The 25,459-nt window shown below is 73.4% G+C and carries 26 protein-coding genes; 12 read left to right on the top strand and 14 right to left on the bottom strand.

What is annotated here, in order from left to right; all coding sequences use genetic code 11:
- Positions 1–19: 19 nt before the first annotated feature.
- A complete protein-coding gene (locus ACQPYE_RS03430; RefSeq protein WP_498719077.1) occupies positions 20–1,039 on the top strand; it encodes an NAD-dependent epimerase/dehydratase family protein in 1,020 nt (339 codons plus the stop codon).
- Here the strand turns inward: ACQPYE_RS03430 and ACQPYE_RS03425 are convergent.
- The 3 genes from ACQPYE_RS03425 to ACQPYE_RS03415 are packed head-to-tail and all read right to left on the bottom strand — an operon-like array spanning position 1,008 to position 3,973.
- A complete protein-coding gene (locus tag ACQPYE_RS03425; protein WP_498722829.1) occupies positions 1,008–2,027 on the bottom strand; it encodes a sensor histidine kinase in 1,020 nt (339 codons plus the stop codon). The genes ACQPYE_RS03430 and ACQPYE_RS03425 overlap by 32 nt on opposite strands.
- Positions 2,027–2,722, bottom strand: coding sequence for a response regulator transcription factor (locus tag ACQPYE_RS03420; protein WP_498719076.1), 696 nt, complete (start codon positions 2,720–2,722; stop codon positions 2,027–2,029). Before ACQPYE_RS03420 ends, ACQPYE_RS03425 begins: the two co-directional genes overlap by 1 nt.
- Before the next feature lie 9 nt (positions 2,723–2,731).
- A complete protein-coding gene (locus ACQPYE_RS03415; protein WP_498719075.1) occupies positions 2,732–3,973 on the bottom strand; it encodes a hypothetical protein in 1,242 nt (413 codons plus the stop codon).
- A gap of 151 nt (positions 3,974–4,124) precedes the next feature.
- On the opposite strand from ACQPYE_RS03415, the gene ACQPYE_RS03410 reads away from it, so the two are divergent.
- Genes ACQPYE_RS03410 through ACQPYE_RS03390 form a run of 5 tightly spaced genes read left to right on the top strand, consistent with a single transcriptional unit; the run spans position 4,125 to position 7,501 of the window.
- The gene (locus tag ACQPYE_RS03410) at positions 4,125–4,805 is read left to right on the top strand and encodes a glycosyltransferase family 2 protein (protein ID WP_498722828.1); all 681 of its coding nucleotides are present in this window, start codon (positions 4,125–4,127) and stop codon (positions 4,803–4,805) included.
- Positions 4,802–5,464, top strand: coding sequence for a TIGR04282 family arsenosugar biosynthesis glycosyltransferase (locus ACQPYE_RS03405; RefSeq protein ID WP_498719074.1), 663 nt, complete (start codon positions 4,802–4,804; stop codon positions 5,462–5,464). Before ACQPYE_RS03410 ends, ACQPYE_RS03405 begins: the two co-directional genes overlap by 4 nt.
- On the top strand, positions 5,461–6,063 hold the full coding sequence (locus ACQPYE_RS03400) for a class I SAM-dependent methyltransferase (protein WP_498719073.1): 603 nt from the start codon (positions 5,461–5,463) through the stop codon (positions 6,061–6,063). The genes ACQPYE_RS03405 and ACQPYE_RS03400 overlap by 4 nt, the downstream gene beginning before the upstream one ends.
- The gene (locus ACQPYE_RS03395) at positions 6,060–7,106 is read left to right on the top strand and encodes a molybdopterin-dependent oxidoreductase (RefSeq protein ID WP_498719072.1); all 1,047 of its coding nucleotides are present in this window, start codon (positions 6,060–6,062) and stop codon (positions 7,104–7,106) included. Before ACQPYE_RS03400 ends, ACQPYE_RS03395 begins: the two co-directional genes overlap by 4 nt.
- Positions 7,103–7,501, top strand: coding sequence for a hypothetical protein (locus tag ACQPYE_RS03390; protein ID WP_498719071.1), 399 nt, complete (start codon positions 7,103–7,105; stop codon positions 7,499–7,501). The genes ACQPYE_RS03395 and ACQPYE_RS03390 overlap by 4 nt, the downstream gene beginning before the upstream one ends.
- A 99-nt stretch (positions 7,502–7,600) precedes the next feature.
- Here ACQPYE_RS03390 and ACQPYE_RS03385 read toward each other — a convergent pair whose 3' ends face one another.
- From ACQPYE_RS03385 to ACQPYE_RS03370, 4 genes are all read right to left on the bottom strand, one after another.
- Positions 7,601–9,487: a S1C family serine protease gene (locus tag ACQPYE_RS03385; protein WP_498719070.1), complete on the bottom strand. Its 1,887-nt coding sequence runs from the start codon at positions 9,485–9,487 to the stop codon at positions 7,601–7,603.
- Between the two features lie 88 nt (positions 9,488–9,575).
- A complete protein-coding gene (galT, locus tag ACQPYE_RS03380; RefSeq protein WP_498719069.1) occupies positions 9,576–10,655 on the bottom strand; it encodes a galactose-1-phosphate uridylyltransferase in 1,080 nt (359 codons plus the stop codon).
- Positions 10,652–11,449 (bottom strand): DeoR/GlpR family DNA-binding transcription regulator, encoded by a 798-nt coding sequence (locus ACQPYE_RS03375; protein ID WP_201438442.1) that lies wholly within the window; start codon positions 11,447–11,449, stop codon positions 10,652–10,654. The genes galT and ACQPYE_RS03375 overlap by 4 nt, the downstream gene beginning before the upstream one ends.
- 1 nt (position 11,450) lies before the next feature.
- Positions 11,451–13,448 (bottom strand): beta-galactosidase, encoded by a 1,998-nt coding sequence (locus tag ACQPYE_RS03370; RefSeq protein ID WP_498719068.1) that lies wholly within the window; start codon positions 13,446–13,448, stop codon positions 11,451–11,453.
- Positions 13,449–13,604: 156 nt separating this feature from the next.
- On the opposite strand from ACQPYE_RS03370, the gene ACQPYE_RS03365 reads away from it, so the two are divergent.
- From ACQPYE_RS03365 to ACQPYE_RS03355, 3 genes are read left to right on the top strand one after another with little or no spacing between them, the layout of a single operon-like run.
- The gene (locus ACQPYE_RS03365) at positions 13,605–14,903 is read left to right on the top strand and encodes an ABC transporter substrate-binding protein (RefSeq protein ID WP_498719067.1); all 1,299 of its coding nucleotides are present in this window, start codon (positions 13,605–13,607) and stop codon (positions 14,901–14,903) included.
- 4 nt (positions 14,904–14,907) lie between these two features.
- Positions 14,908–15,876, top strand: coding sequence for a carbohydrate ABC transporter permease (locus ACQPYE_RS03360; RefSeq protein ID WP_498719066.1), 969 nt, complete (start codon positions 14,908–14,910; stop codon positions 15,874–15,876).
- The gene (locus ACQPYE_RS03355) at positions 15,873–16,751 is read left to right on the top strand and encodes a carbohydrate ABC transporter permease (RefSeq protein ID WP_498719065.1); all 879 of its coding nucleotides are present in this window, start codon (positions 15,873–15,875) and stop codon (positions 16,749–16,751) included. The genes ACQPYE_RS03360 and ACQPYE_RS03355 overlap by 4 nt, the downstream gene beginning before the upstream one ends.
- A 169-nt stretch (positions 16,752–16,920) precedes the next feature.
- On the opposite strand, the gene ACQPYE_RS03350 is transcribed toward ACQPYE_RS03355, so the two are convergent.
- Genes ACQPYE_RS03350 through ACQPYE_RS03325 form a run of 6 tightly spaced genes read right to left on the bottom strand, consistent with a single transcriptional unit; the run spans position 16,921 to position 21,992 of the window.
- Entirely contained in the window at positions 16,921–18,315 is a 1,395-nt protein-coding gene (locus tag ACQPYE_RS03350) for a sensor histidine kinase (protein ID WP_498719064.1), read from the bottom strand.
- The gene (locus tag ACQPYE_RS03345; RefSeq protein WP_123744229.1) at positions 18,312–19,001 is read right to left on the bottom strand and encodes a response regulator transcription factor; all 690 of its coding nucleotides are present in this window, start codon (positions 18,999–19,001) and stop codon (positions 18,312–18,314) included. The genes ACQPYE_RS03350 and ACQPYE_RS03345 overlap by 4 nt, the downstream gene beginning before the upstream one ends.
- Before the next feature lie 58 nt (positions 19,002–19,059).
- On the bottom strand, positions 19,060–19,680 hold the full coding sequence (locus ACQPYE_RS03340; RefSeq protein ID WP_498719063.1) for a trimeric intracellular cation channel family protein: 621 nt from the start codon (positions 19,678–19,680) through the stop codon (positions 19,060–19,062).
- Positions 19,681–19,701: 21 nt separating this feature from the next.
- On the bottom strand, positions 19,702–20,832 hold the full coding sequence (locus ACQPYE_RS03335; protein ID WP_498719062.1) for a GNAT family N-acetyltransferase: 1,131 nt from the start codon (positions 20,830–20,832) through the stop codon (positions 19,702–19,704).
- Between the two features lie 9 nt (positions 20,833–20,841).
- A complete protein-coding gene (locus ACQPYE_RS03330) occupies positions 20,842–21,675 on the bottom strand; it encodes a 3-hydroxyacyl-CoA dehydrogenase family protein (RefSeq protein ID WP_498719061.1) in 834 nt (277 codons plus the stop codon).
- Complete coding sequence (locus tag ACQPYE_RS03325; protein ID WP_498719060.1) at positions 21,672–21,992, bottom strand: EthD family reductase; 321 nt, start codon at positions 21,990–21,992, stop codon at positions 21,672–21,674. The genes ACQPYE_RS03330 and ACQPYE_RS03325 overlap by 4 nt, the downstream gene beginning before the upstream one ends.
- 54 nt (positions 21,993–22,046) lie before the next feature.
- On the opposite strand from ACQPYE_RS03325, the gene ACQPYE_RS03320 reads away from it, so the two are divergent.
- Entirely contained in the window at positions 22,047–22,700 is a 654-nt protein-coding gene (locus tag ACQPYE_RS03320) for a histidine phosphatase family protein (protein WP_498719059.1), read from the top strand.
- Positions 22,701–22,797: 97 nt separating this feature from the next.
- Here ACQPYE_RS03320 and ACQPYE_RS03315 read toward each other — a convergent pair whose 3' ends face one another.
- Entirely contained in the window at positions 22,798–23,118 is a 321-nt protein-coding gene (locus ACQPYE_RS03315; RefSeq protein WP_498719058.1) for a hypothetical protein, read from the bottom strand.
- 84 nt (positions 23,119–23,202) lie between these two features.
- On the opposite strand from ACQPYE_RS03315, the gene bluB reads away from it, so the two are divergent.
- Positions 23,203–23,835, top strand: a complete 633-nt coding sequence (bluB, locus tag ACQPYE_RS03310) for a 5,6-dimethylbenzimidazole synthase (RefSeq protein WP_498719057.1) — start codon at positions 23,203–23,205, stop codon at positions 23,833–23,835.
- A 73-nt stretch (positions 23,836–23,908) separates the two neighbouring features.
- Positions 23,909–25,423, top strand: coding sequence for a GGDEF domain-containing protein (locus tag ACQPYE_RS03305; RefSeq protein ID WP_498719056.1), 1,515 nt, complete (start codon positions 23,909–23,911; stop codon positions 25,421–25,423).
- Positions 25,424–25,459: the final 36 nt, after the last annotated feature.

Genomic DNA, 25,459 nt, shown 5'->3' with positions numbered 1-25,459 from the left:
CGGCCCTAACGTCGGTGACGTGCGCGTTCTCCTCACCGGCGGGGCCGGGTTCATCGGCTCGCACATCGCCGACCACCTGACCGCCCAAGACCACGACGTCGTCGTGCTCGACGCCTACCTGCCCCAGGCCCACCGCCACCGGCCACCGACGGCCCAGGACGTCACCGATCTCGACGCGGTGAAGAACCTCCTCGACGGGGTGAACGCGGTCTGCCACCAGGCCGCCGTCGTCGGCCACGGCCTCGACCCGTCCGACGCGCCGCTGTACGCCCGCAACAACGACCTCGGCACCGCCGTGCTGCTCGCCGCGATGCACGAGAAGGGCGTGGAGCACCTGGTCCTGGCGTCGTCGATGGTCGTGTACGGCGAGGGCCGGTACGAGTGCGACCGGCACGGCGTCGTCCGGGCCGCGCCACGCCGCCAGGCCGACCTCGACCAGGGCCGCTACGAACCGCCCTGCCCGCGCTGCGACCGCCCCCTGGAGCCGCTCCTGGTCCCCGAGGACGCCCCGCTGGACCCCCGCAGCACGTACGCCGCCGGCAAGCTCGCCCAGGAGCACTACGCGGCGGCGTGGGCGCGGCAGACGGGCGGCACGGTGTGGGCGCTGCGCTACCACAACGTGTACGGCCCGATGATGCCCAAGGACACCCCGTACGCGGGCGTGGCGAGCCTGTTCCGCAGCGCGCTCGAACGCGGCGAGGCGCCCACCGTCCTCGAAGACGGCCGGCAGCGCCGCGACTTCGTCCACGTCACGGACGTCGCGCGGGCCAACGTCCTGGCCCTGCACCGCCCGCAGGCGCCCGGCACGGTCACCGCGCTCAACATCTGCTCCGGCGAGCCGCACACCGTCGGCGACCTCGCCACCCACCTGGCCGAGGCGTTCGGCGGTCCTCGGCCGCGCGTCGTGGGCGGCGCGCGGCCGGCGGACGTCCGGCACGTCGTCGCCGATCCCACCCGCGCCCGCGAGCTGCTCGGCTTCCACGCCGCGACGACCTTCGCCGACGGGGTCAGGCAGTTCGCAACGGACCCCCTGCGCTGAGCGGCAGCCGCACCTCGAACCGGCAGCCGGGGCCGTGGTTGCGGGCGTCGATCGTGCCCTGGTGCGCCTCCACCAGCCCGCGCGCGATGGCCAGCCCCAACCCGCCGCCGACCGGCTGCCGGTGCGGCGTGCCGCGGAACGCCACGTCGAACACCCTGGGCAGGTCGGCCTCCGGGATGCCGCCGCAGGCGTCGTCCACGCGCAGCAGCGCCGACGTGCCGTCCACGCCCACCTGCACGGCCACCGTGCCGTCCGGCGGGGTGTGGCGGATCGCGTTGGACAGCAGGTTGCGCACCACCCGGGCCAGCTCGGGGTCGCTGCCGAGCACCACCGGCCACGTCGCCGCGTCCGCCCGCAGCCGCACGCCCTTGCGCGACGCCACCGGGCTCTCCGCGGCCACCACCTCGCTGACCACGTCCGCCAGCGGCACCTCGGACAGCGTCAGCCGCAGCGCGCCCGCCGTGATGCGGGACAGCTCGAACAGGTCGTCCACCATGCCCGACAACGCCTCCGCCTCGGTCGAGATCCGCCCCGCGTAGTCGGCGACCTCGTCCCGCCGCGACACCACGCCGTCGGCCAGCGCCTCGGCCATCGCCCGGATCCCGGCCAGCGGCGTGCGCAGGTCGTGGCTGATCCACGCGACCAGCTCGCGCCGGGACGCCTCGGCCGCGCGCTCCCGCGCCCGCGCCTCGCTCTCCCACACGCTGCGCCGCGCCAGCGCCCGACCGAGCAGCACCGCCGTCGGCACCGTCACCAGCGCCACCAGCAGGCACACCAGCACGGTCGTGGTGAGGATCGGGGTGAACATGAACCCGCTCACCGCCAGCACGCCGCCGATGGTCGCCACCACCGGCACGATCGCCAGCACGGTCAGCGCCGTGGCCAGCGACCCGTTGCGCAACCGCCGCAGCAGCACCGCGCCGAGCAGCGCCAGCGGCAGCGAGAACAGCACCGCGTACGGGAGGATGTGGTAGATCTCGACCAGCATCACGCACCGCCGTCGTACCGGTAGCCCACGCCCCACACGGTGGCGATGCGCACCGGCCGGGCCGAGTCGACCTCCACCTTCTCCCGCAACCGTCGCACGTGGACGGTCACGGTGGACTGGTCGCCGAACTCCCAGCCCCACACCCGCGACAGCAGCTCACCGCGGTTGAACGCGGTGCCCCGGTGGGTCAGGAAGAACACCAGCAGGTCGAACTCGCGCGTGGTCAGCGACATCTCCCGCCCGTCGAGCCACGCCGACCGCGCGCCGACGTCCACCCGCAGCCCGCCGTCGCTGAGCACCGACGCCGACCGCGCCACCGCCACCCGCGACCGGCGCAGCACCGACGTCACCCGCAACGCCAGCTCACGCGGGCTGAACGGCTTGGTCACGTAGTCGTCCGCGCCGAGCTGGAGCCCGGCGATCCGGTCCTCCTCCTCGCCCAGCGCGGTCAGCATCACCACCGGCACGGCGCTGCGCACCCGCAGCCGGCGGCACACCTCCAGCCCGTCCACGCCCGGCAGCATCAGGTCGAGCACCACCAGGTCCGGCTCGCGCTCGGCGAACCGGCGCAGCGCGCTCTCGCCGTCACCGACCAGCTCGACCTCGTGGCCGGCCAGCTCCAGGTACCGGCGCACCACGTCGCGCACGGTCACATCGTCGTCCACGACGAGCACCCGCCCGGTCGTCTCACCCATGTCCGCGCCTCACCAGTTGGTCAGCAGGAGGTGGTTGACCGCGAGCGCGGTCACCGCTTGCGCCGCCAGCCACAGCCGCCGGCGGTCCGGCACGAGCACGACCAGCCAGACGGTGAACGGCAGCCAGATCCGCTCCACCTCGGCCTTGCTCAAGCCCGACACGTCGGCCGCCAGGATGGCCACCGCCGCCGCAGCGGCCAGTGTGACCGCACCGGCGGCGATCGTGGACGTGTTCCGCCACCGCGCCGCGAAGGGCGCCAGACCGCAGGCGAACACCGCGGCGGCCAGGTCCGCCCACACCCAGTACGCGTAGGAGCGGGGCGTGGCGATGCCCTGGTAGTAGCGCTCGACCACCAGGTGGTAGCCGTCCAACCACCAGAACCCGAGCGCCGCGAACACCGCGACCACCGCCGACGCGCCCAGCACGGCCAGGCCGATCCGCCGCCAATCGCGCCCCAGGGGGTGGCACACCAGCACCGCGAGCGCGAGCACGCCCATCAGCACCAGCCCGTACGACAGGAACACGCCGAAACCCAGCACCACGCCGCCCGCCACCGCGCGCCGGGTGGCCAGCAACGCGATGCCGCACGCCGTGACGCCCGCGAACAACCCGTCCGCCGACGCGCCGATCCACACCGCGCCGGGGAACAGCGCCACGAACGGCAGCACGGCCCGAGCGTGCTCCTCCGAGGCGAGCGCACGCACCGTCACCGGCACCGCGACCGCCGTCAGCGCGCCGACCAGCACCACGAACGCCGAGGCCCACGCGCCGCCGGGCAGCCCGACCCGGTCCAGGCCGATGAACACCAGGAACGCGCCCGGCGGGTGCCCGGAGACGTGGGTGGCCCACGAGTCGGGCTGGAAGTCCAGGATGCGGGAGGAGAACCCGCGCAGCATCGCGCCGACGTCCGTCACGCCCGGCACTTCGTGCAGGTACTCGTGCTCCGTGGTCAGCCGCCCGGCGAAACCGCGTTCCCAGCCGTCCACCAGGGCCAGCGAGAACGTCCACGCCACGGCGGTCGCGTAACCCGCGCCCAGCGCCGGGCGCCAGGACAGCCGCCCGGCGAGCGTCGGACCCCACACCACGACCGCCACCGCCACCAGCACGGCGAACGGGGTGCCGATGCCGACGTGCGGCAGCCACTCGGCGAACAGCGGCGGGAAGGGGGCGAGCGTTCGGTCATCGGGCAGGAGCGCGCCGGCCACGACGGCCGAGACGACCAGGGCCGCGGCGGCCAGGACACGGAGCACACGCCCACCGTAAGGCGGTGCGGGTCGGGCGACGTGGCCGCGAGGGCAACCGTCAGCGGTCCGTAAGAACTGGCGCACACGTCATGGTTCGGTAAGCGCCACAACGGTTTTCGACCGCCCGCGACGACCCATGCTCTGGGACGTGGACGAAATCGACGTGGTGCTCCCCTGCCTGGACGAGGCGGCGGCGTTGCCGGGTGTGCTGCGGGCCATGCCCGCCGGCTACCGGCCCTTGGTGGTGGACAACGGATCGCGTGACGGCTCGCCGGAGATCGCCCGGTCGTGGGGCGCGGAGGTGGTGCACGAGCCGCGGCCCGGGTACGGCGCGGCGGTGCACACGGGCATCGAGCGCGCGCGTTCCGAGGTGGTGTGCGTGCTCGACGCGGACGGCTCGCTCGACCCGCGCGAGCTGCCGGAGCTGGTGGCGTTGCTCGCGCGGGCGGAGCTGGCCGTGGGGCGGCGGGTGCCGGAGGCGGGCAGTTGGCCGTGGCACGCGCGGGCGGGCAACGCGGTGCTGGCCGGGTTGCTGCGGCGCGAGGGGCTGCCGGTGCGGGACATCGCGCCGGTGCGGGCGTTCCGCCGGCGGGACCTGCTGGAGCTGGGGATCGAGGACCGGGCGTTCGGCTACCCCTTGGAACTGCTGCTGCGCGCGGCGGCGGCCGGGTGGCGGGTGGTCGAGCGGGACGTGCGGTACGGGCCGCGCACGGCGGGCACGAAGTCGAAGGTGTCGGGCTCGGTGCGCGGGACCGCGCGGGCGGTGCGCGACATGGCGGCGGTCCTCCGGAGGGGCGTTGCCCAGCCGGGCCCCACCGCCGGGGACGTGCGCCGATGACCCCCTCGGCGAGCCTGCTGGTGGTGGCCAAGGCCCCGGTTCCGGGCCTGGCGAAGACCCGACTCTGCCCACCCGCGACGATCGAGGAGGCGGCCGACATCGCCGCCGCCGCGCTGCTGGACACCCTCGACGCCGTGCTCGGCACGCCGCGCGTCCGGCCGGTGGTGGCGCTGACCGGGTCGCTCGGCGACGCGCGCCGGTCGGTCGAGATCCGCGCGGTGCTGCGGCACTTCACGGTGCTGCCCCAACGGGGTGGGTCGTTCGCCGACCGGCTGGCCAACGCGCACGCCGACACGCACCGCGCGCACGGCCTGCCGGTGTTCCAGATCGGCATGGACACGCCTCAGCTCACGCCCGCGCTGCTGGCCGGGTCGGTCGACCGGCTGGCCGGCCACGACGCCGTGCTCGGTCCGGCGGCCGACGGGGGGTGGTGGGCGCTGGGGCTCGGCGACCCGGCGGTGGCCGCGAACCTCCGCGCCGTGCCGATGTCCCGGTCGGACACGGGCGCGGCGACGCTGCGGGCCCTGGGCGACCTCGACACCGGCCTGCTGCCCGTGCTGTCCGATGTGGACGACATGGCCACGGCGCGCGAGGTCGCCGCCGCCGTGCCGCGCACGCGGTTCGCCGCCGCGCTCGCGCACCTGGGAGCACTGCGATGACCGCGTTCGACCTCGGCCTCGGCGGCGCGGAGTGCCGGCTCGAACTGGCCGGCGGCGACCTCGTGCCCCTGCCGGTCGACCGGTGGCACGAGGACGCCGACGCCGCCGACCACGTCCTCCTCGACGCCTGCCACGGCCCGACCGTCGACCTCGGCTGCGGTCCGGGGCGGCTGGTCGCGGCGCTCGTCCGGCGCGGGGTGGTGGCGCTGGGCGTGGACCACTCGCCGCTCGCGGTCGCCCTCACCCGGGCGAGGGGTGGCCCGGCCCTGCACCGGGACCTGTTCGGCCGGCTGCCCGGCGCCGGCCGCTGGGCGCACGTGCTGCTCGCCGACGGCAACATCGGCATCGGCGGCGACCCCGTCGCGCTGCTCCGGCGGGCCCGGCAGCTCCTGCGCCGGCGCGGCAGCGCGCTGGTCGAGGTCGAGCCGCCCGGCTGCGGGCTGCGCCGGGAACGCGCGCGGATCGCCGGCGGCGCGTGGTTCGACTGGGCGCGGGTCGACGCGCCGGCCTTGGCGCCGGCCGCCGCACGGGCCGGGCTGGCCGTGCGGTGGGTCGTCGAGCGCGACGGGCGCTGGTTCGCCGAGTTGGTGCGGCCGTGAAGCGCACGTCCAGCCCGCACACCGCCACCCGCGTCGGCCGGTGGCTCGGCGTCGCGTTCGGGCTGTGCTTCGTCACCGGGCTGCTCAGCCACTACCTCCAGCACCCGCCCGCGTGGTTCGCCTGGCCCACCCGCCCGGTCTGGCTCTACCGGTTCACGCAAGGCGTGCACGTCACCTCGGGCGTGGCCGCGATCCCGTTGCTGCTCGCGAAGCTGTGGACGGTCTACCCGAAGCTGTTCGAGCGGCCACTGGTGAGGTCCCTGCCGCACGCGCTGGAACGCGCTTCGATCTTCGTGCTGCTCGGCGCGTCGTTCTTCGAGCTGGTCACCGGCCTGTTCAACGCCGCGCAGAACTACCCGTGGCAGTTCTTCTTCCCGACCGCGCACCACGCGACGGCCTGGATCGCGGTGGGCGCGCTGCTCGTGCACGTCGCGGTCAAGCTGCCGCTCGTGCGCACGCCCGCCGAGGAGGTGCGCCACGGCACGCTCAGCCGACGCGGGTTCCTGCTCACCACGGGCGGCGCGGCGGCGCTCGCGGTGCTGGCCACGGCGGGCGGCACGGTGCCGTGGCTGCGGACCGCCTCCGTCCTGGGCACGCGGTCGGCCGCGCTGCCCGTCAACCGCACGGCCGCCGCCGCCGGGGTGTCGGAGGTGGACGACGGCTGGCGGCTGACCGTCGGCGGTCGCCGGTTCACCCGCCGGGAGCTCGAAGCGCTGCCCCAGACCACGGCGGAGCTGCCGATCGCGTGCGTCGAGGGGTGGAGCGCGTCGGCGCGGTGGACCGGCGTGCCCGTGCGCGACCTGCTGGCGCTGGCGGGCCTCGGACCCGGTGACGTCCGGGTGGAGTCGCTGGAGCGCGACGGCCTCTACCGCGCGAGCACGCTGCCCGCCGCCCACGCCCGCGACCCGGTGACGCTGCTCGCGCTGCGGCTGGACGGCCGGCCCCTGCCGCTGGACCACGGCTACCCGTGCCGGCTGATCGCGCCGAGCCGACCGGGCGTGACGCAGACCAAGTGGGTCACCCGACTGGAGGTCGTCCGATGAGGTGGGTGATCGGCGCGCTGGGTGTCGTCATGGGGCTGTGGGGCGCGGTCCTGGTGCTGCCGCTGGTGTCCGTGGACCTGGTGGTGTGGTTCGTGGCGGGCCCGATCGCGCACGACGTCCTGCTCGCGCCCCTCTGCGCCGGCTTCGGCCTGCTGGTCGCCCGCCGGGTGCCGACGCCGTGGCGCGCGGCGGTGCTGGTCGGCGGCACGCTCACCGGCGTGCTCGTGCTGCTCGCCGTGCCGCTGCTCTGGCGGCCGTTCGCCGGTGGGCCCAACCCCGGCCTGGTCGACCGGGACTACCCGCTCGGGCTCCTGGTGGCGATCGGCGTGGTCTGGTCGGTCGTCCTGGCGGTGGCGTTCGCCAGGCGCGACAAGAGGCCGCACTCCGACGGGTGAGGGGCGGTCACCTGCCGGTGTGCGGCCTCCACGACCGGCTCGGGCACGGGAGCCGGCGGTTCGCGGGCGCCAGCGAATCTCAGGCCAGAGGATCCCGGGCTAGCGGATCTCGACGGGCTGGCTGCCGAGCGTCACGTCGACCGTGCGGTCCTTGCCGATGGTGAGCTGCACCTTCTCGCCCGGCGCGCGGGAGCGGACGGCCGCGACCAGGGAGTCGGAGGCGTCGATGGGCCGGTCGCCGAACTTGGTGATCACGTCGCCGGACTTGATGCCCGCCGCCTCCGCCGCGCCGCCGCCGGTCACGTCGCGGACCACCGCGCCGCCCTCCGGCGCGTCGCCCACCTGGACGCCGAGCACGGTCTGGGTGGCCTTGCCGGTCTCCGACAGCTCCTTGGCCGTGCGGCGGGCCTGGTCGATCGGGATGGCGAAGCCGATGCCGACCGAGCCGCCCTGCGCGGACTGGCTGGAGTTCGGGCTGTAGATGGCCGAGTTGATGCCGACGACCTGGCCGCGCATGTTCACCAGCGGGCCGCCCGAGTTGCCGGGGTTGATCGCGGCGTCGGTCTGGATGGCGTTGAGCACGGTGTCCACGCCGCCCTGCTGGCCGCCGGCGCGCACCGGGCGGTTGAGCGAGCTGACGATGCCGGACGTGACCGTGCCGTTGAGGTCGAACGGCGAGCCGACGGCCACGACCTCCTGGCCGATCCGCAGGTCGCCGGAGTTGCCCAGCTCGGCCGTGGGCAGACCGGAGACGTCCTCCACCTTCACCACGGCCAGGTCGGACGTGGGGTCGCGGCCGACGATCTTCGCGTCGAACGAGCGGCCGTCCTGGAGCTGGACCTTGATCGGCCCGCCGGCGGCGGCGCTCTCGACCACGTGGTTGTTGGTCAGCACCAGGCCGTCGGAGCTGAGCGTGAAGCCGGACCCGGCGCCGCCGTTGACCTGCACCTGCACCACGGTCGGCAGCACCTTCTGGGCCACCTGCTCGATCGAGCCCGTCGGGGCGTCGGAGCTCTGCCGGGCGGGCGGGGCCTGGTTGAGCGCGTTGGTCACGGGCCTGGCGTCCTCGGCGGCCTGGAAGCCGACGTACCCGCCGACACCGCCCGCGACGCCGCCGATCGCGAGCACGAGGGCGGCGACCCCCGCCACGACCTTGCCGCGGCCCCGCGGCGGACGGGGTGGGGCGGCGACCGAGCCGGGCGGCGCGTAGTACGGGCCCGGCCCACCGGGCTGCGCCGACCCCGAGGGGAAGTGGGCCGGCGAGCCCGGGTGGTCCTGGGCGCCGGTCCGCGGGACGCCGTGCGGACCGGTGTGCTCCGGGCGGTGGAAGCCTCCCTGCCAGGCCTCCGGCCCGGGTCCCGGCAGCCCGGCGCCGCCCTGCACGGCGCCGGGACCACCGGTTCCGGGATGACCGGCGCTGCCCTGCACAGCACCGGCCACACCTGCTCCGGTCGGGCCGGCGCCGCCCTGCACGGCACCCGCCCGACCGGTTCCCGACAGGCCGGCGGCACCCTGCGAGGCGGCCGGCGAGCCGAAGTCATCCGGGCGACCGGGACGCGACCACGCGTCCGACGACCCGGGCACGGGCTCGGCGGCGCTCGCGTGCGGAGCGGCCGGCGAGCCGGAGTTCGAGGTGGCAGCGGTCGAGGTCGCGCTGTCCGGGTACAGGTCGGCCGGGTGGCCGGTGCTCCCCCGCGGAACACCGGCCGACCCCGCCGCCGACCGGTCGGCCCCTGCCGCCGACCCGTCGGTCACGTCCCGCGGCCGCGTCGAGGCTCCCTGCCAGGCACCTCCCGCGCCGACGGACTCCGACGCACCGGCGCCGCCCTGCACGGCGCCGGTGTCGTCGCTGCCCGGCCGGTCGGCACCCTGCTGCCGACCACCGGCGTCCTCGTGACCGAGTCCGGCGCCCCCGCGCGCCCACGGGCTCTGCGGCTGGGCCGGCGGAGACTGCGGTGGCTGCTTCGGCTGCTCGTCTTCGGTCATGTCCACCACTGTGCGGTGCCCGCCTGAGAGGAGCCTTAAACGAAACTGGGCATCACTTGTGAGTCCGCCCGGATCTCAGCCGGTCGGCTCAGCCGCGCAACCTCTCGGCGATCTGCTCCGGCGTCGCGTCGTTCACCCACACGCCCATGCCCGACTCGGAGCCGGCCAGGTACTTGAGCTTGTCCGCGGCGCGCAGCACCGAGAACACCTCCAGGTGCAGCCACGCCAGGTCACGACCGGTGCGCACGGGCGCCTGGTGCCACGCCGCGATGTAGGGCAGCGGGCGGTCGTAGAGCGCGTCCAGGCGGTGCAGCACGGTCAGGTAGAGGCCGGCGAAGTCGTCCCGCTCGGCGTCCGTGAGCGCGGGCAGGTCCGGCGCCTGGCGGTGCGGCACCAGGTGCACCTCGACCGGCCACCGCGCCGCGGCGGGCACGAACGCCGTCCAGTGCTCACTCTCGGCGATGACACGGGTGCCGACCGCGCGTTCAGCGGCCAGGATGTCACCCATCAGTGGACGGCCGTGTGACGCCTGGTAGTCCGCCGCGACGGCGAGCATCCGTTCCGTCTTCGGGGTCACGAAGGGGTAGCCGTAGATCTGACCGTGCGGGTGGGACAGCGTCACGCCGATCTCCTCACCCCGGTTCTCGAACGGGAAGACCTGCTCGACGCCCGGCGTCGCGTTCAACGCCGCCGTGCGGTCCGCCCACGCGTCCACGACCGTGCGCACCCGTGACGCGGGCAGCGACCCGAACGACGTGTCGTGGTCGGAGGTGAAGCACATCACCTCGCACCGGCCGCGCCCGGCCGCCCGCGCCACCATCGGCATCCCGTCCACAGTGGACGGCAGCTCCGGCACGCCCTGGGCGAACGACGGGAACCGGTTCTCGAACACCACCACGTCGTAGCTCGACTCGGGCACCTCGGTGGGCTTGCCGGGCGTGGACGGGCACAGCGGGCACAGGTCGGCCGGCGGCTTGTACGTGCGGGTCTGCCGGTGCGCGGCCATCGCCACCCACTCGCCGGTCAACGGGTCCCGCCGCACCTCCGACAGCGGCTGCGTGCGCGGCAGGTCGCGGGTGTCGACCGCGTCGCGCGGCGGCGCGTCCGGGGTGTCGTCGAAGTAGATGATCTCGCGACCATCGGCCAGCTCCCCCGCCGTGCGCCTCACGCCAGTTCCTCTCCGCGGCCCGGCACGTGCGCCAGGACCAGTTCACCGACCTGCTCGCCGAGCACCGCCCGCGCGGGCTCGGCCAATCCCTCGTCGGTCACCAGCACGTCCGCCTCGTCCAGCGCGGCGATGGTGGAGATGCCGACGGTGCCCCACTTGGTGTGGTCGGCGACCACGACGACCCGCCCGGCCGCGTCGACCAGCGCGCGGTCGGTCTCGCTCTCGTTCAGGTTGGGCGTGGTGAAGCCGGAGCGCTCGGCCATGCCGTGCACGCCGAGGAACACCACGTCCAGGTGCAGCGACCGCAGCGCCTGCACGGCCACCGGTCCGACCAGCGCGTCCGACGGCGTGCGCACCCCGCCGGTGAGCACCACCGTGCGGTCCGTGCGCCCGCTCTGCTGCAGCACGTCGGCGATCCGGATCGAGTTGGTCACCACGGTCAGGTCCGGTATGTCGTCCAGGAACCGGGCCAGCGTCCACGTGGTGGTGCCGGCCGACAGGCCGATCGCGGTGCCGGGGCGCACCAGGCCCGCGGCGAACGCCGCGATGGCCTCCTTCTCCGGCAGCTGGCGCACCGACTTGGCCTCGAAGCCCGGCTCGTCCGTGCTGCGGCCGACCACGGACGTGGCGCCGCCGTACACCTTCTCCACCAGGCCGCGCGCGGCCAGCACGTCCAGGTCGCGGCGCACGGTCATGTCCGAGACGCCCAGCCGGACGACCAGGTCGCTCACCCGCACCGCGCCGGTGCGGCGGACCTCTTCCAGGATCACCGCTTGTCGCTGGCGTGCCAGCACCTCACACCCCTTCTTCCCGGATCACGACCACGCCGCCGGCGGGCACGACCACACCGCCGGACGCACGCGTGCCGGACAGCAGCTCGACACCCACCGCGGGCAGCTCGGCGTCGCCGGCCCCGTGGTTGACCGCGACCAGCCACGATACGGCGGAGCCCGCCACCTCACCGCGCCGACGCACCACCTCGACGTCACCGCCCGGCCCGACCGGCACGCCCGCCCGGTCGAGCGCGCTCCGCACCAGCCGCTCCAGCCCGTCGCCGGACAGGCCGCACGCCACGTACCAGGCGACGCCCGCGCCGCGCTCGTGGCGGGTCACGGCGGGCACACTGGGCAGCGGGCCGTCGACGTAGGAGGCGACCACCTCCGCGCCGTCGACGTGCAGGTGCTCGGTCCAGATCAGGGCCGACGAGCCGTCGTCCAGCGCCACGACCTCGCCCGCCCGCAGCGGGTGGAACTCCTCGGTGCGCACGCCGAGCAGCTCGCGGAACGCGCCGGGGTAGCCGCCGAGGTGCACGTGGCCGCGCGTGTCCGTGACGCCGGACAGGTACGTGACCAGCAGGTGGCCGCCGGCGGCGACGTACTCCTCGTACGGCGTCGCGTCGTCCACCGCGTACAGCGCCGGCACGACGACCAGCCGGTAGGAGGACAGGTCCGCGCCGGGCGGCACGAAGTCGACCGTCACCCCGGCCCGCCACAACGCCCGGTAGTACGCGAAGACGTGCTCGGAGTAGACGAAGTCCCCGGTCGGGTGCCCGGACTGGCCGAGGGCCCACCAGGACTCCCAGTCGAAGACGACGGCGACCGACGCGTCCACGGTCGACCCGACGACCTCGGCGATCCGCCGGTACTCGGCGCCGACCCGCTCGACCTCGCGGTACACCTTCGTGTCCGGGCCCGCGTGCGGCACCATCGCCGAGTGGTAGCGCTCCGCGCCCGCCCGCGACTGCCGCCACTGGAAGAACAGCGTGCCGTCCGCGCCGCGGGCCATGTGGGCGTAGGAGTTGCGCCGCAGCTCACCGGGCAGCTTGGCGATGTTGCGCGGCTGCCAGTTCACCGCGGACGTGGAGTGCTCCATCAGCAGCCACGGCCGGCCGCCCGCGAGGCCGCGCACCAGGTCGGCCGAGTACGCGAGGTGGACGTGCCGGTCGGGGTCCTCGCCCATCGTGTAGTGGTCGTTGGAGACGAAGTCGACCTCGGCGGCCCACTTCCAGTAGTCCAGCGCGGAGAACGAGGCGGCCATGAAGTTCGTGGTCACCGGCACGTCCGGGGTGACCTCGCGCAGCACGTCCCGCTCGGCCCGGTACAGCTCCAGCAGGGCGTCGGAGGAGAACCGGTCGAAGTCGAGCAGCTGGCCCGGGTTGTGCGACGTCGGCGTGGCCCGGGGCGGCAGCACCTGCTCCCACGAGGTGTAGCGCTGGCTCCAGAACGCCGTGCCCCACGCCTCGTTCAGCACGTCCAGCGTCCCGTGGCGGACTCGCAGCCAGGCCCGGAACGCCACCGCGCACCGGTCGCAGTAGCAGCGCGAGACGTGGCAGCCGTACTCGTTGTTGACGTGCCAGGCGGCCAGCGCCGGGTGGTCGCGGTACCGCTCGGCCAGCGCGCGGGCCAGCGCGACGGCCTTGGACCGGTAGACCGGCGAGCTGGGGCAGTAGGACTGGCGCGAGCCGTGCGCCAGCCGGACGCCGTCGGCGGTCTCCGGCAGCATCTCGGGGTGCGCGGTGGTCAGCCACGGCGGCGGCGCGGCGGTCGCGGTGGCCAGGTCGACCCGGATGCCGCCCGCGTGCAAACGGTCGAGCACGCGGTCCAACCAGCCGAACTCGTAGCGGCCCTCTTCCACTTCGAGCAACGCCCAGGAGAAGATCGCCACGCTCACCAGGTTCACCCCGGCCCGGCGCATCAGCTCGACGTCGTCGTCCCAGACGTCCTCCGGCCACTGCTCGGGGTTGTAGTCGGCGCCCCAGGCGAGGCCGCGCACACCGGTGGGCCAAGTCGTCATGGCACAAGAGTGGTCGATTTGTCGCGAAAACGTCAACACAGTCCAACAAGAACCGTCGAATAGCTTGACATCCACTGTGGCGGACACCACATTGTGAGTCCTCTTGTTGACTCTTTGTTCACTTGGCATCGCTTGGTGTCACCCGGAGGAGCGACGATGACGAGGTTCTCCGCCAGCCCCCACCCCTTGATGGGCCGCCGCGCGCTGTTACGGGCGATCGTCGCGGGCGCGGGCGTCGCGGCCGTGCCCGGTCTGGCCGCGTGCGGCTCCGACGGCGGGGGCGCCGCCACCGACGCGGTGTCGTTCGGCAACAACCAGTCCGACCAGGTGCCGAAGGACGCGATCACCGCCGTGCTGAAGGCGTTCGAGGGCGAGTCGGGCCTCAAGGTCGCGATCAACACCAAGCAGCACGAGCAGTACCAGGAGCAGATCAACAACTACCTCCAGGGCAAGCCGGACGACGTGCTGTCCTGGTTCGCGGGCTACCGGATGCGGTTCTTCGCCGAGAAGGGCCTGACCGGCGACCTGAGCGAGGTGTGGTCGAAGGTCTCCGGCGGCTACGAGCCGGCGCTGAAGGAGGCGTCCACCGCCTCGGACGGCAAGCAGTACCTGGTCCCGTTCGTGCAGTACCCGTGGGGCGTGTTCTACCGCAAGAGCGTCTGGGAGCAACGCGGGTACGAGCAGCCGAAGACGTTGGACGAGCTCGTGGCGCTGTCCACGAGGATGCGGGCGGACGGGCTCGTGCCGATCGCGTTCGCGCAGAAGCAGGGCTGGCCCGGCATGGGCACGTTCGACCAGCTCGACTTCCGGATCAACGGCTACCAGTTCCACGTCGACCTCATGGCAGGCAAGGAGGACTGGCAGGGACCGAAGGTGCGGGAGGTGTTCGACACCTGGAAGCGGCTGCTGCCCCACCACCAGGAGAACGCGCTCGGCCGCGAGTGGCAGGAGGCCGCGCAGGCGTTGCAGCAGGGCAAGGCGGGCATGTACCTGCTCGGCTCGTTCGTGGCGCAGCAGTTCAAGGGCCCGGACCTGGACGATTTGGACTTCTTCCCGTACCCCGAGATCAACCCCGAGCACGGCCAGGACACCGTCGAGGCGCCGATCGACGGCTTCATGATGTCCCGCAAGCCCGCCAACGCCGAGGGCGCGCGCAAGCTGCTGGAGTACCTGTCCACGCCGGCCGCGCAGCTGGCGTACCTCAAGGCCGACCCGAGCCAGATCCCCACGTCCAACAAGGCCGACACGACCGGCTACAGCCCGTTGCAGAAGAAGTCGGCGCAGGTGATCAAGGACGCCGCGCACATCACGCAGTTCCTCGACCGCGACACCGACCCGCGCTTCGCCAGCGACGCGGCGACCAACGGGCTCAACGCGTTCATCCAGGACCCCGACGACCTCGACTCGATCCTCAGGGGCATGGCCGCCCAGGCCAAGACGATCTTCTCGGAGTGACGGCGTGACCACGTCGCAGTCCCCACCGGAGCCCGCCGGGACGTCGGCCCCCTCCCCGACGTCCCGGCGCGGCAGGCGTCGCCGTGCCACCGCGCTGGCGCCGCGCGACAAGCTCGTGCTCGGGCTGATGCTCGGCATCCCGTCGGTGGTGCACATCGCGCTCGTGTGGTTGCCGGCGCTCGGCTCGGTCGGGCTGTCGTTCAGCTCGTGGGACGGCATCGGCGGGTTCGCCGACATCGAGTGGGTCGGGTTCCGCAACTACGTCGACATCTTCACCAGCTACCCCCGGTTCTGGCCCGCGCTGCGGCACAACCTGGTCTGGCTGCTGTTCCTGCTCGTGGCGCCGACCGTGGCGGGGCTGCTGCTGGCCGTGCTGCTGGACCGTCAGCTGCGGTTCGGGCGGATCTACCAGAGCGCGCTGTACCTGCCGATGGTGCTGTCGCTGGCGCTGGTCGGGTTCATCTGGCAGCTGATCTACCAGCCCGAGCAGGGGCTGCTGAACAACGTGCTCGGCATCGCCGCCTCGGACCCGGTGAACTGGCTGGGCGACCCGGACATCAACCTGTACGCGGTGCTGGTCGCGGCCGGGTGGCGGCACACCGGGTACGTCATGCTGCTGTACCTGGCCGGGTTGAAGTCGGTCGACCCGGCGTTGAAGGAGGCCGCCGCGCTGGACGGCGCGACCGCGTGGCAGACGTTCTTCCGGGTGACGTTCCCTGTGCTCAAGCCGGTGAACGTGGTCGTGCTCGTGGTCACCGTGATCGAGGGCCTGCGGGCGTTCGACATCGTGTACGTGATCAACAAGGGCCGCAACGGGCTGGAGCTGCTGTCCGTGCTGGTGACCGACAACATCATCGGCGAGTCGAGCCGGATCGGGTGGGGTTCGGCGCTGGCCGTGGTCCTGCTGCTGATCTCGCTCGGGTTCATCGTCACCTACCTGGTCCAGGTGTTCCGCGAGGAGGGACGGGCGTGACGTTCGCCTTCCGACCCCGCTCGATCCCGTTGGGGCGCATCGCCCTGCACGCGTTCCTGGTCCTGACGTGCCTGGCCACGCTCGCGCCGCTGCTGTGGGCGTTGTACGCGTCGCTGCGGACGTACGACGACACGGCGCGCAACGGGTACTTCTCGATCGCGGAGAGCCTGACGCTCGACAACTTCACGTCCGCGTGGACGCAGGCCGACCTGCCGCACTACTACCTGAACACGCTGGTCGTGACCTTGCCGGCGGTGGTGCTCGTGCTGCTGCTCAGCTCGATGGTGGCGTTCGGGGTGTCGCGGTTCGGCTTCCGGTTCAACCTGGGGCTGCTGATGCTGTTCACGGCGGGCAACCTGCTGCCGCAGCAGGTGATCGTGACGCCGCTGTACCGGCTGTACCTGCTGACGCCGTTGCCCGGTTGGCTCAGCGACAGCGGGGTGCTGCTGGACTCGCAGCTCGGGCTGGTGCTGATCCACGTGGCGTTCCAGTCGGGGTTCTGCGTGTTCGTGCTGAGCAACTACATGAAGACGATCCCGCACGAGCTCAGCGAGGCGGCGCGCGTGGACGGCGCGGGCGTGTTCCGGCAGTACTGGCAGGTGATCCTGCCGCTGTGCCGCCCCGCGCTGGCCGCGCTGGCCACCCTGGAGTTCACCTGGATCTACAACGACTTCCTGTGGGCCCTGGTGCTGATCCAGACCGGCGACAAGATGCCGATCACCTCGGCCCTGCAGAACCTGAAGGGCACCTTCTTCGTGGACAACAACCTGGTCGCCGCCGGCTCCCTCCTGGTCGCCCTGCCCACCCTGGTCGTCTTCTTCACCCTGCAACGCCAGTTCATCGGCGGCCTGACCCTGGGCTCCACCAAAGGCTGACCCGCGTGTCGAACCTTCCGAACGCGCGTGTCCCACGTTCCGGTACCCCGAGTTGAACGCTCAGAACAGCCCGCTTGTGTTCTGAGCGTTCACCTCGGGTGTTCTGAACGTAGGACACGCGCGACGCGAACGTAGGACACGCGGGACCTGGAGGTTCGACTCGCGGGGGTCAGTGGTGGGGGACGGGGGAAGGGCGGCCGGGGAGGCGGATGGTGAACATGGCGCCGCCCTCCGGGGCGCGGCCCACGTAGGCGAGGCCGCCGTGGCGTTCCGCCACCTGCTTGACGATCGCCAGGCCCAGGCCCGAGCCGGGCAGGGTGCGGGCCTCGGACGAGCGGTAGAAGCGCTCGAAGACGTGCGGCAGGTCGTCGTCGGCGATGCCCGGACCCGAGTCGGCCACCTCGACCACGGCGCTGCCGTCGCCCAGCTGCTTCAACGACAGGCGCACCACGCCCCGCGCCGGGCTGAACTTCACCGCGTTGTCCAGCAGGTTCAGCACGGCGCGTTCCAGCGCGCTCGAATCACCCAGCAACGACCACGGCTGCACCTCCACCGCGAAGTCCACGTCCGTCGCACGGCGCTTGGCGCGGTCCAGCGCGCGCTCCACCACCTCGACCAGGTCCACCGGCTCGTGCACGACCTGCGGCGCGTCCTCACGCGCCAGCTCCACCAGGTCCCCGATCAACGTCGTCAGCTCGTCCAGCTGCGCCCGCACGTCGGCGTTGATCTCCGCCTTGTCCACGTCGGACAACGTCGGCGCGTCCGGCCGCTCCGAGGCCAGCAGCAGTTCCAGGTTCGTGCGCATGGACGTCAACGGCGTCCGCAGCTCGTGCCCCGCGTCCGCGACCAGCCGCCGCTGCCGCTCCTGCGAGTCCGCCACCGCGCCCAGCATCGCGTTGAACCGCTGCGACAACAACGCCAGCTCGTCGTCGCCCGACACCGGGATCGGCCGCAGGTCGCCGGTCAGCGCCACCCGCTCGGTGGCCTCCGTCAACCGCTGCACGGGCCGCAGCCCGGTCCGCGCCACCGCCGTCCCCGCCACCGCCGCGACCAGCACGCCCAGCCCGCTGATCACGAACAGCACCACGGACAGCTTGCCCAGCGTGACGTTCAGCGGCTTGGTGGACTGCGCGATCAGCATCGCCTGACCGTCGCCGTACGGCACCGCGATCACCCGGAAGTCGGTGCGCAGGTCGGTCCAGATGTTCTCCAGCCGCGACCCCCGCGCCACGTCCAGGTCCGCGGGCTGGGTCGGCGGCGCGACCGTGCCCTTCGGGTACAGGATCTGCCCGGTCACGTCCAGCACGCCGATCCGGATGTCGCCCGCGGCCAGGAACGCGCCGGGGATCTCGGTGACGTCGTTGTTGACCTTCGGCGCGTTCACCGCGGCCTGGGCGCGCTGCCGCAGGTTCTCGTCCATCTGGTCGTGCAGGTTCCGGCTCACCGTCATGTACGCGCCGAGCGACACGACGGCGACGGCTCCGGCCACGCAGAACGCGGCCAGCAGGGTCACCCGGGCCCGCAGCGACACCCGCTGGAGCCGCCCGTTGGCGGCACCGATCACGGAGGGGTCTCCCGCAGCACGTAGCCGACGCCGCGCACGGTGTGCAGCAGCCTGGTCTCGCCCTCCGCCTCGGTCTTGCGGCGCAGGTAGCCGACGTAGACCTCCAGCGCGTTGCCCGAGGTGGGGAAGTCGTAGCCCCAGACGTCCTCCAGGATCCGGCCGCGGGTCAGCACCTGCTTCGGGTGCGCCAGGAACAGCTCCAGCAGGGCGAACTCGGTCCGGGTGAGGCTGATCGGCCGCTCGCCGCGCCGCACGTCCCGGGTGCCCGGGTCGAGCTCCAGGTCCGCGAACCGCAGCACCGCGCCCGCGGGCTCCTCGGCGTCCGACGCGGCCCGCCGCAGCAGCGCGCGCAGCCGGGCCAGCAGCTCCTCCAGCGCGAACGGCTTGGGCAGGTAGTCGTCGGCGCCCGCGTCGAGCCCGGAGACCCGGTCGGACACCGCGTCACGGGCGGTGAGCACGAGGATCGGCAGGTCGTCGCCGGTGCTGCGCAGCCGGCGGCACACCTCCAACCCGTCGAGCCGGGGCATCATCACGTCCAGCACCATGGCGTCGGGGCGCTGGGAGACGACGGACTCGAGGGCCTGCTGGCCGTCGCCGGCAAGGTCGACCTGGTAGCCGTTGAACTGCAGTGAGCGACGGAGCGACTCACGCACGGCCCGGTCGTCGTCGACAACGAGGATGCGCATGCGGTCAGTCTTGCTCCTGGTCCTGAGAGCCGCCTGAGAAGCCGGTGTGAGCTACCCGTCAAGTTTCCGGGCCGGTCACGTCCCGGGCCACCGGGGCGTTCCAGCGGCGCCACAGCGCCAGCAGCCGCAGGCCGACGATGACCACCGACCCGACCAGCGTCACCGGCACGGCGGGCAGGCCGAGGTAGTCGCCGAACGCCACCACGACCGCGCCGCACAACGCCGCCACCGCGTAGATCTCCCGGCGCAGGACCAGCGGGATCTCCCTCAGCAGCACGTCGCGCAGCGCGCCGCCGCCGATGCCCGTGGTCATCCCGACCAGGCACGCCGCGTACGGCGGGGCGCCCAGCGCGAGCGCCGTCGTGGTGCCCGCCGTGACGAACAAGCCGAGCCCGACCGCGTCCAGCAGCAGGACCGCCCGCCACAGCTTGGCCACGGTCGGGTGAAACCAGAAGACAACCAATCCGGTGACACCGGCCACCGCCAGGTAGGGCCAGCTCACCAACGCCGCCGGCGGGTGCACGCCCAGCAGCACGTCCCGGATGATCCCGCCGCCCAACGCCGTGGTCAGCGCCAGCACGATGACCCCGAACACGTCCAGCCGCGCGCCCACCGCCGCGACCGCCCCGGAAGCGGCGAACGCGGCGATACCGACCAGTTCCAACGCGGCGAGCAGCACGGCTGGCCAGGTTAGGAGCAGTCAGAAGTAATCCGCCAGTCGCGGCACGCCCGGTGCGCCGACCAGCCGGTCGAGCAGCGCGCCGGCGCCGTCGAGCAGCCCGGCCCGGCGCAACGCGTGGCTGTCCTGCATCCCGCTGAACCACGGCCCGAGCGCACGCGCGTGCAGCCGCACGGCCCCGCTGCCGCCCGCCTCGACGCGCACCGAGCCGTCCTCCACCACCAGGCGGCACCGCCCCGCGTGCCACGGCGCGTGCTCGTCGACCACGTCGAGGTCCACCGCCGCGGGCTTCAGCCACGCCGCCGCCGGCCAGCCGCGCGCCGCCACCGCCGCCGGCAGGTCGACCACGCGCAGCAGCCACGCGGACGTGGTCACGGTGTGCTCGATCGCCTGGTTCGTCAGCAGGCCCGTCACGGCCGGGTCCGTGACCAGCAGCCGCGCCTTGTCCAGCACGCCGGCCCAGCCGCCCAGCTCCCGCAGCAGCCCCAGCTGCGTCGTCACGTCCCGGCCGATCAGGTCGTGCACCCGCAGCCCGTCGGCGTCGCGCTCGGCCGCCAGGTACCCGCGCACCTCGCCGTCGTGACCGGGCACCACCGACACCACGGCCTCGTCCAGCAGGTCGTCCGCGGCGATGGTCGGCGGGCTGCGGTCCACGAGCCCGTCCACGGTGGACGCCACGTCCAGGTAGCACGCCTGCAAGGCGGGGAGGTCGCCCGCCACCACGGGCCGGGTGGCGACCCGCGCGCCGGCGGGCATCCGGTCCAGCGGGAACTCCAGCCACTCGAACACGCCGGACCGCTCCCACCCGCGCGACCGGTACACCGCGGGCACGGTCGCGTACAGCGCGGACACCACCTGGCCGCGTTCCCGCATGTCCCGCAACGCCGCGTCGAGCAGTGCGCCGGCCACGCCGCGCCCCCGTGCCCAGGAGTCGACGGCCACGCCGCCGACGCCGCCCATCGGCACCGTCGAGCCGCCCCAGAACTGGTGGAAGTCCTTGATCGTGAGCAGGCCCGCGACGTGCCCGTCCACCTCGGCGAGCAGCCCGCGCCGGCCGGGCCGCAACGACGGCTCGCCGATGCCGCCGAACGCCACCCGGCGCAACCGGTCGGCCTCGCCGACGTCGTCCGGGGTCAGCTCACGGATCCGCACACGTCCTCCCTACCAGGTGAAGAACCCCTGACCGGTCTTGCGACCCAGCTGACCCGCCGCGACCTTCTCCCGCAGCAACGACGGCGGCTCGAAGCGCGGGCCCAGCTCGGCCGCCAGGTGCTCGGCGATGGCCAGCCGCACGTCCAGCCCGACCAGGTCGGTCAGCCGCAGCGGACCCATCGGCCAGCCGTACCCGAGCCGCATCCCGGTGTCGACGTCCTCGGCGGAGGCGACGCCCTCCTCGATCATCCGGATCGCCTCCATGCCGACCGCCACCCCGAGGCGCGACGTGGCGAACCCCGGCGCGTCCCGCACCTCGATCACGGTCTTGCCCAGCTCCTCGGCCCAGCCGCGGACCCGCGCCACCACGTCCGCGGCGACCCCGGGGTGGTGCACCAGCTCGACCAGCTGCTGCACGGGTACGGGGTTGAAGAAGTGCATCCCCAGCACCCGCTCGCCCGGCAGCCCCTCGGCCAGCGCCGAGATCGACAACGACGACGTGTTCGACGCCAGCACCGCGTCCGGGCACGCCCGGGCCGCGTCGCCGAGCACGCGCCGCTTCAACCCGAGGTCCTCCGGCACGGCCTCGACCACCAGCGCCGCACCCCGCCCGACCTGCGTGTCGAGCCGTTCGACCACCGTCAGACCGGCCAGCAGACCGGACGGCGGCACGGCCAGCTTGCCCCGGTCGGCGGCCTTCGCCAGCGACGCCTCCACCGCGCGCCGGGCCGCCGCCGCCCGGTCAGCGCCCGCCTCCACCAGCACCACCTCGTGCCCGCCGGCCAGGAGCAGGTGGGCGACACCGGCGCCCATCGTGCCGCCGCCGATCACCACCGCGATCACCGGTCCACGACCTCCGCGGCGAACATCGCCACCAGCTCGACGCCGCCGATCTCGGACAGGTTCGCGCCCGCGGCGTGCCACTCCGGCGACCCGAAGGCCGCTTTCATGGCCTCGGCGGACTCGAAGTACATCTCGGCCACGACGTGCGGCTCGTTCTCGCCGAGGAAACCGGGCACGAACACGTGGGAGACCTTCGCCACCTCGGCCCGCAGCAGGCCCGGCGTCCTCTCGACCAACGGCAGGTGGGACGCGAAGTAGGCCTCGTCGAACGCCTCGACGTCGGTCGGTTTCCGGTACAGGGCGACGTACTTGATCATGTGACACCTTCCGGCCGGTTTCGCCTGCGAATGTAACACCGGCACCATGGAGCGGTGCGGATCATCCTGCTGCGCCACGGGCAGAGCCTGGGCAACGTCGACGAGCTGGCCTACTGCCGCGTCCCCGACCACGCCCTCCCGCTGACCGAACTGGGCGAACAACAGGCCCGCGACGCCGGGCCGCGGATCAAGGCGCTCCTCGACGGCGACCCGGCGGCGGTCTACGTCAGCCCGTACGTGCGGACCAAGGCCACCCTGCGCAACCTCGAACTCGGCCACCAGCAGGAGCGCACGGTGGCCGAGCCGAGGCTGCGCGAACAGGACTGGGGCAACCTCCAGGACCCGGTGCGGCAGGAGGTGCTCAAGCACCAGCGGCACGCGTTCGGGCACTTCTTCTTCCGGCTGCCCAACGGCGAGTCCGGGGCGGACGTGGACGACCGCCTGGCCGCGTTCCTGACCGACCTGGAGACCCGGATGCGGGACCCGGCGCACCCCGGCACGGCCCTGGTCGTCTCGCACGGCCTCACCATCCGGCTGCTGTGCCGCCGGCTGTTCGGGTGGAGCATCGAGCTGTTCGAGTCCCTGTCGAACCTGGAGACGTGCGAGCACCGGGTCCTCACCCACGACGGCGCGGCGTGGCGGCTGGACCGGCCGTTCGACCAGTGGCGGACGTCCCCGGACGGCGAGACGCAGGGGCCGATCGGCTGACGCGCACCACGGTGTCCGGCCCTCCTGTACCAACCGCCCCCGGCCGGACCTCCGCGGCCCGGCCGGGACCACCGCGCGGCTCCACCCGGGGTGAAGGTCACCCGACCGTGGGGTCCACCACGGCGACGGACCGGTCCCGCACCAACCCGCTGAACGACACCGTGCCCGCGACCGCCAGCACCGCCAACGCCGGCCAGTCCGCCACCAGGTGGCCCTCGTCACCGACCACGAAGCTCCCGTACAGGCCCCAGCACTGCACCGCGGTCAACGCCGCGCCGAGCACGGTCGTCCACCACGAGACCACGACCACGACCACCACCAGCAGGAGCAGGGCGAACACCGGCCAGCTCCCCGCCAGCGCGGTCACCACCACTCCACCCGCGAAACCCAGCGCGGACCCGTGCACCGTTCCGACCATGACCGGCCATTCAACGCCCGGCTGAGACGCACACCACGCTCTCCCGGCCAGGTTCACCGGAAGGCGTGAGGCACGATCGTCCGAATGAGCTTCTACGACGTCCTGCACCGCCGACGGGACACCAGGGGTGAGTTCACCGGCGCCCCGATCCCGCCGGACGTGCTGCGCCGGGTGCTCAGCGCCGCGCACGCCGCGCCCAGCGTGGGCCTGTCCCAGCCGTGGGACTTCATCGTCGTGCGCGACGAGCGCACCCGCCGCGCGTTCCGCGACCACGTCCACGCCGAGCGCAGCGTCTTCGCCGCCGAACTGGACCCGCGGCAGGCCGAGCTGTTCGCCCGGATCAAGGTCGAGGGCATCATGGAGTCCACGGTCGGCGTGGTCGTCACCTACGACCCCGACCGCGGCTCGCCCGCCGTGCTCGGCCGGCACGCCATCGCCGACGCCGGCCTGTACTCGGTGTGCCTGGCCATCCAGAACCTGTGGCTGGCCGCCACCGCCGAGGGCCTCGGCGTCGGCTGGGTCAGCTTCTACCGCGAGGACGTGCTCCGCCGGATGCTGGGCATCCCCCAGCCCGTGCGCCCGGTGGCCTGGCTGTGCGTCGGGCCCGTCGCCGACCTGCCGGACACCCCGGACCTGGAACGGCACGGCTGGCGCAACCGGCTGCCCCTGGAGGCAGTGCTGCACGAGGAGCGGTACACCCGGCGTTCCGGCCGGTAGCCTGTGGTAGCCGTGCCGGCGGCGAGCGGTACCGCGTACCGCATCGCCGAGTCGGAATGGAGTGTCAGCGCGAGTGGAGCAGCGAGATCGGCTGGTAGCCGGACAGGCCCCGCAACTCGACCTCGAGGTCAAGGCGTTGCTGAACGCTGGCCGCCTGCCCGAGGCCAACACCCTGTTCGACCAGGTGGTGAGCCGCGTGCCACCCGGCGCCGACCGCTGGCAGCGCTCCGCCGTCCTCGTCGACCGCGCCAAGCTCGCCTGGCGCCTGGGCCGCATCCCGCTCGCGCTCGAACTGGCCGCCGAGGGCTGGACCGACCTCGACGGCGAGCACAGCGACAACCCCGCCGCCGCCCAGGCCATGCACGCCCTCGCCTACCTCCTGGAGGGCATCGGCAACCGCCGTGCCGCCGTGGACATGCTCCGCCTGTCCGTCCAGGTCGCCCGCCGCGCCGCCGAGCGCTCCCCGAGCGCCGTCGAGATCCTCGGCCACTGCCTGCAAGGCCTGGGCGGCACCTTGAACTTCCGCGCGATCTCCTCACCACCCGACCGCGCCCCGGCGATCTTCGAAGAAGCCCGGGGCTACCTCAAAGAGGGCCTTGACCTGGTAGAAGAGAAGCACATGCGCCGCGCCCTGCTCGCCGCCTACAGCCGTTCACTGGCCGGCGTCGGCGAGTTGGGCCAAGCCGAGGAGCACGCCCACGAGGCACTGCGCCAAGCCGAGGACGCCGGCGACAAGTGGGCGTCCGCGGTCGCCTGCTGGGTCCTCGCGGTGGTCCGGCGCGACCAGGGCGACCTGGTCCGGGCCCGCACCCTGGCCAGCCGCGCGGTCGCCGCCTCGGAGTCCATCAACGACCCGTCCCTGCTCCTGCGGTTCTCGCTGGACCTGGCCGACATCTGCGCCGAGATGGGCGACCACGTCGGCGAGGCCACCGCGCTGCGCTGCTCGGTCGCGGCCGGCCGCACGGCGACCGAGACCCTCCAAGAAGGACTGGGCCAGGCGCTCGAACAACGCCGCGTCGCCGTTCAAGCCCAACGCCTGGCCGTCGCCGCCCAGGAAGCCGCCGCCCGCGACCCCCTCACCGGTCTGGCCAACCGCCTGGGCCTGGAACGAGCCGCCGCCGGCCTCCTGGAGAACACCGCCGGCCGCGGCCGCGTGCCCTGGCTCGTCCTCGTCGACGTCGACCGCTTCAAGGGCGTCAACGACGACGCCGGCCACGCCGCGGGCGACGCCACCCTGCGCGAGATCGCCCAACTCCTCCGCCGCGAGTGCCGTGCCGCCGACCTGGTCGCCCGCTGGGCCGGCGACGAGTTCGTGATCCTGCTCGGCCACACCGACGGCAACACCCCGGAAGTGGGCCCGACCGTCGCCGAACGCATCCGCGCCGCCGTGGACGGCCACGACTGGACCGTCGTCCTCGGTCCCACCTGCCGCCCCACCGTCAGCATCGGCGTAGCCGCCGGCCCGGCCAAACTGGACCAACTCTTCGCCGCCGCCGACATGGCCCTCTACCGCGCAAAACGCCTCGGCCGCAACCGCGTCGAAGTAGAACCCCACCTCGTCACCCCGGAACCGATCTCCGGCAACTGATCCACCCACCCCCACGGCTCCGCCACCCCACCACAG

It is taken from the genome of Actinosynnema sp. CA-299493, assembly GCF_050946825.1.
Taxonomy (GTDB): domain Bacteria; phylum Actinomycetota; class Actinomycetes; order Mycobacteriales; family Pseudonocardiaceae; genus Actinosynnema.
The sequence above is the reverse complement of the archived record's forward strand: the minus strand, read 5'-3'. Positions and strand labels throughout refer to the sequence as shown.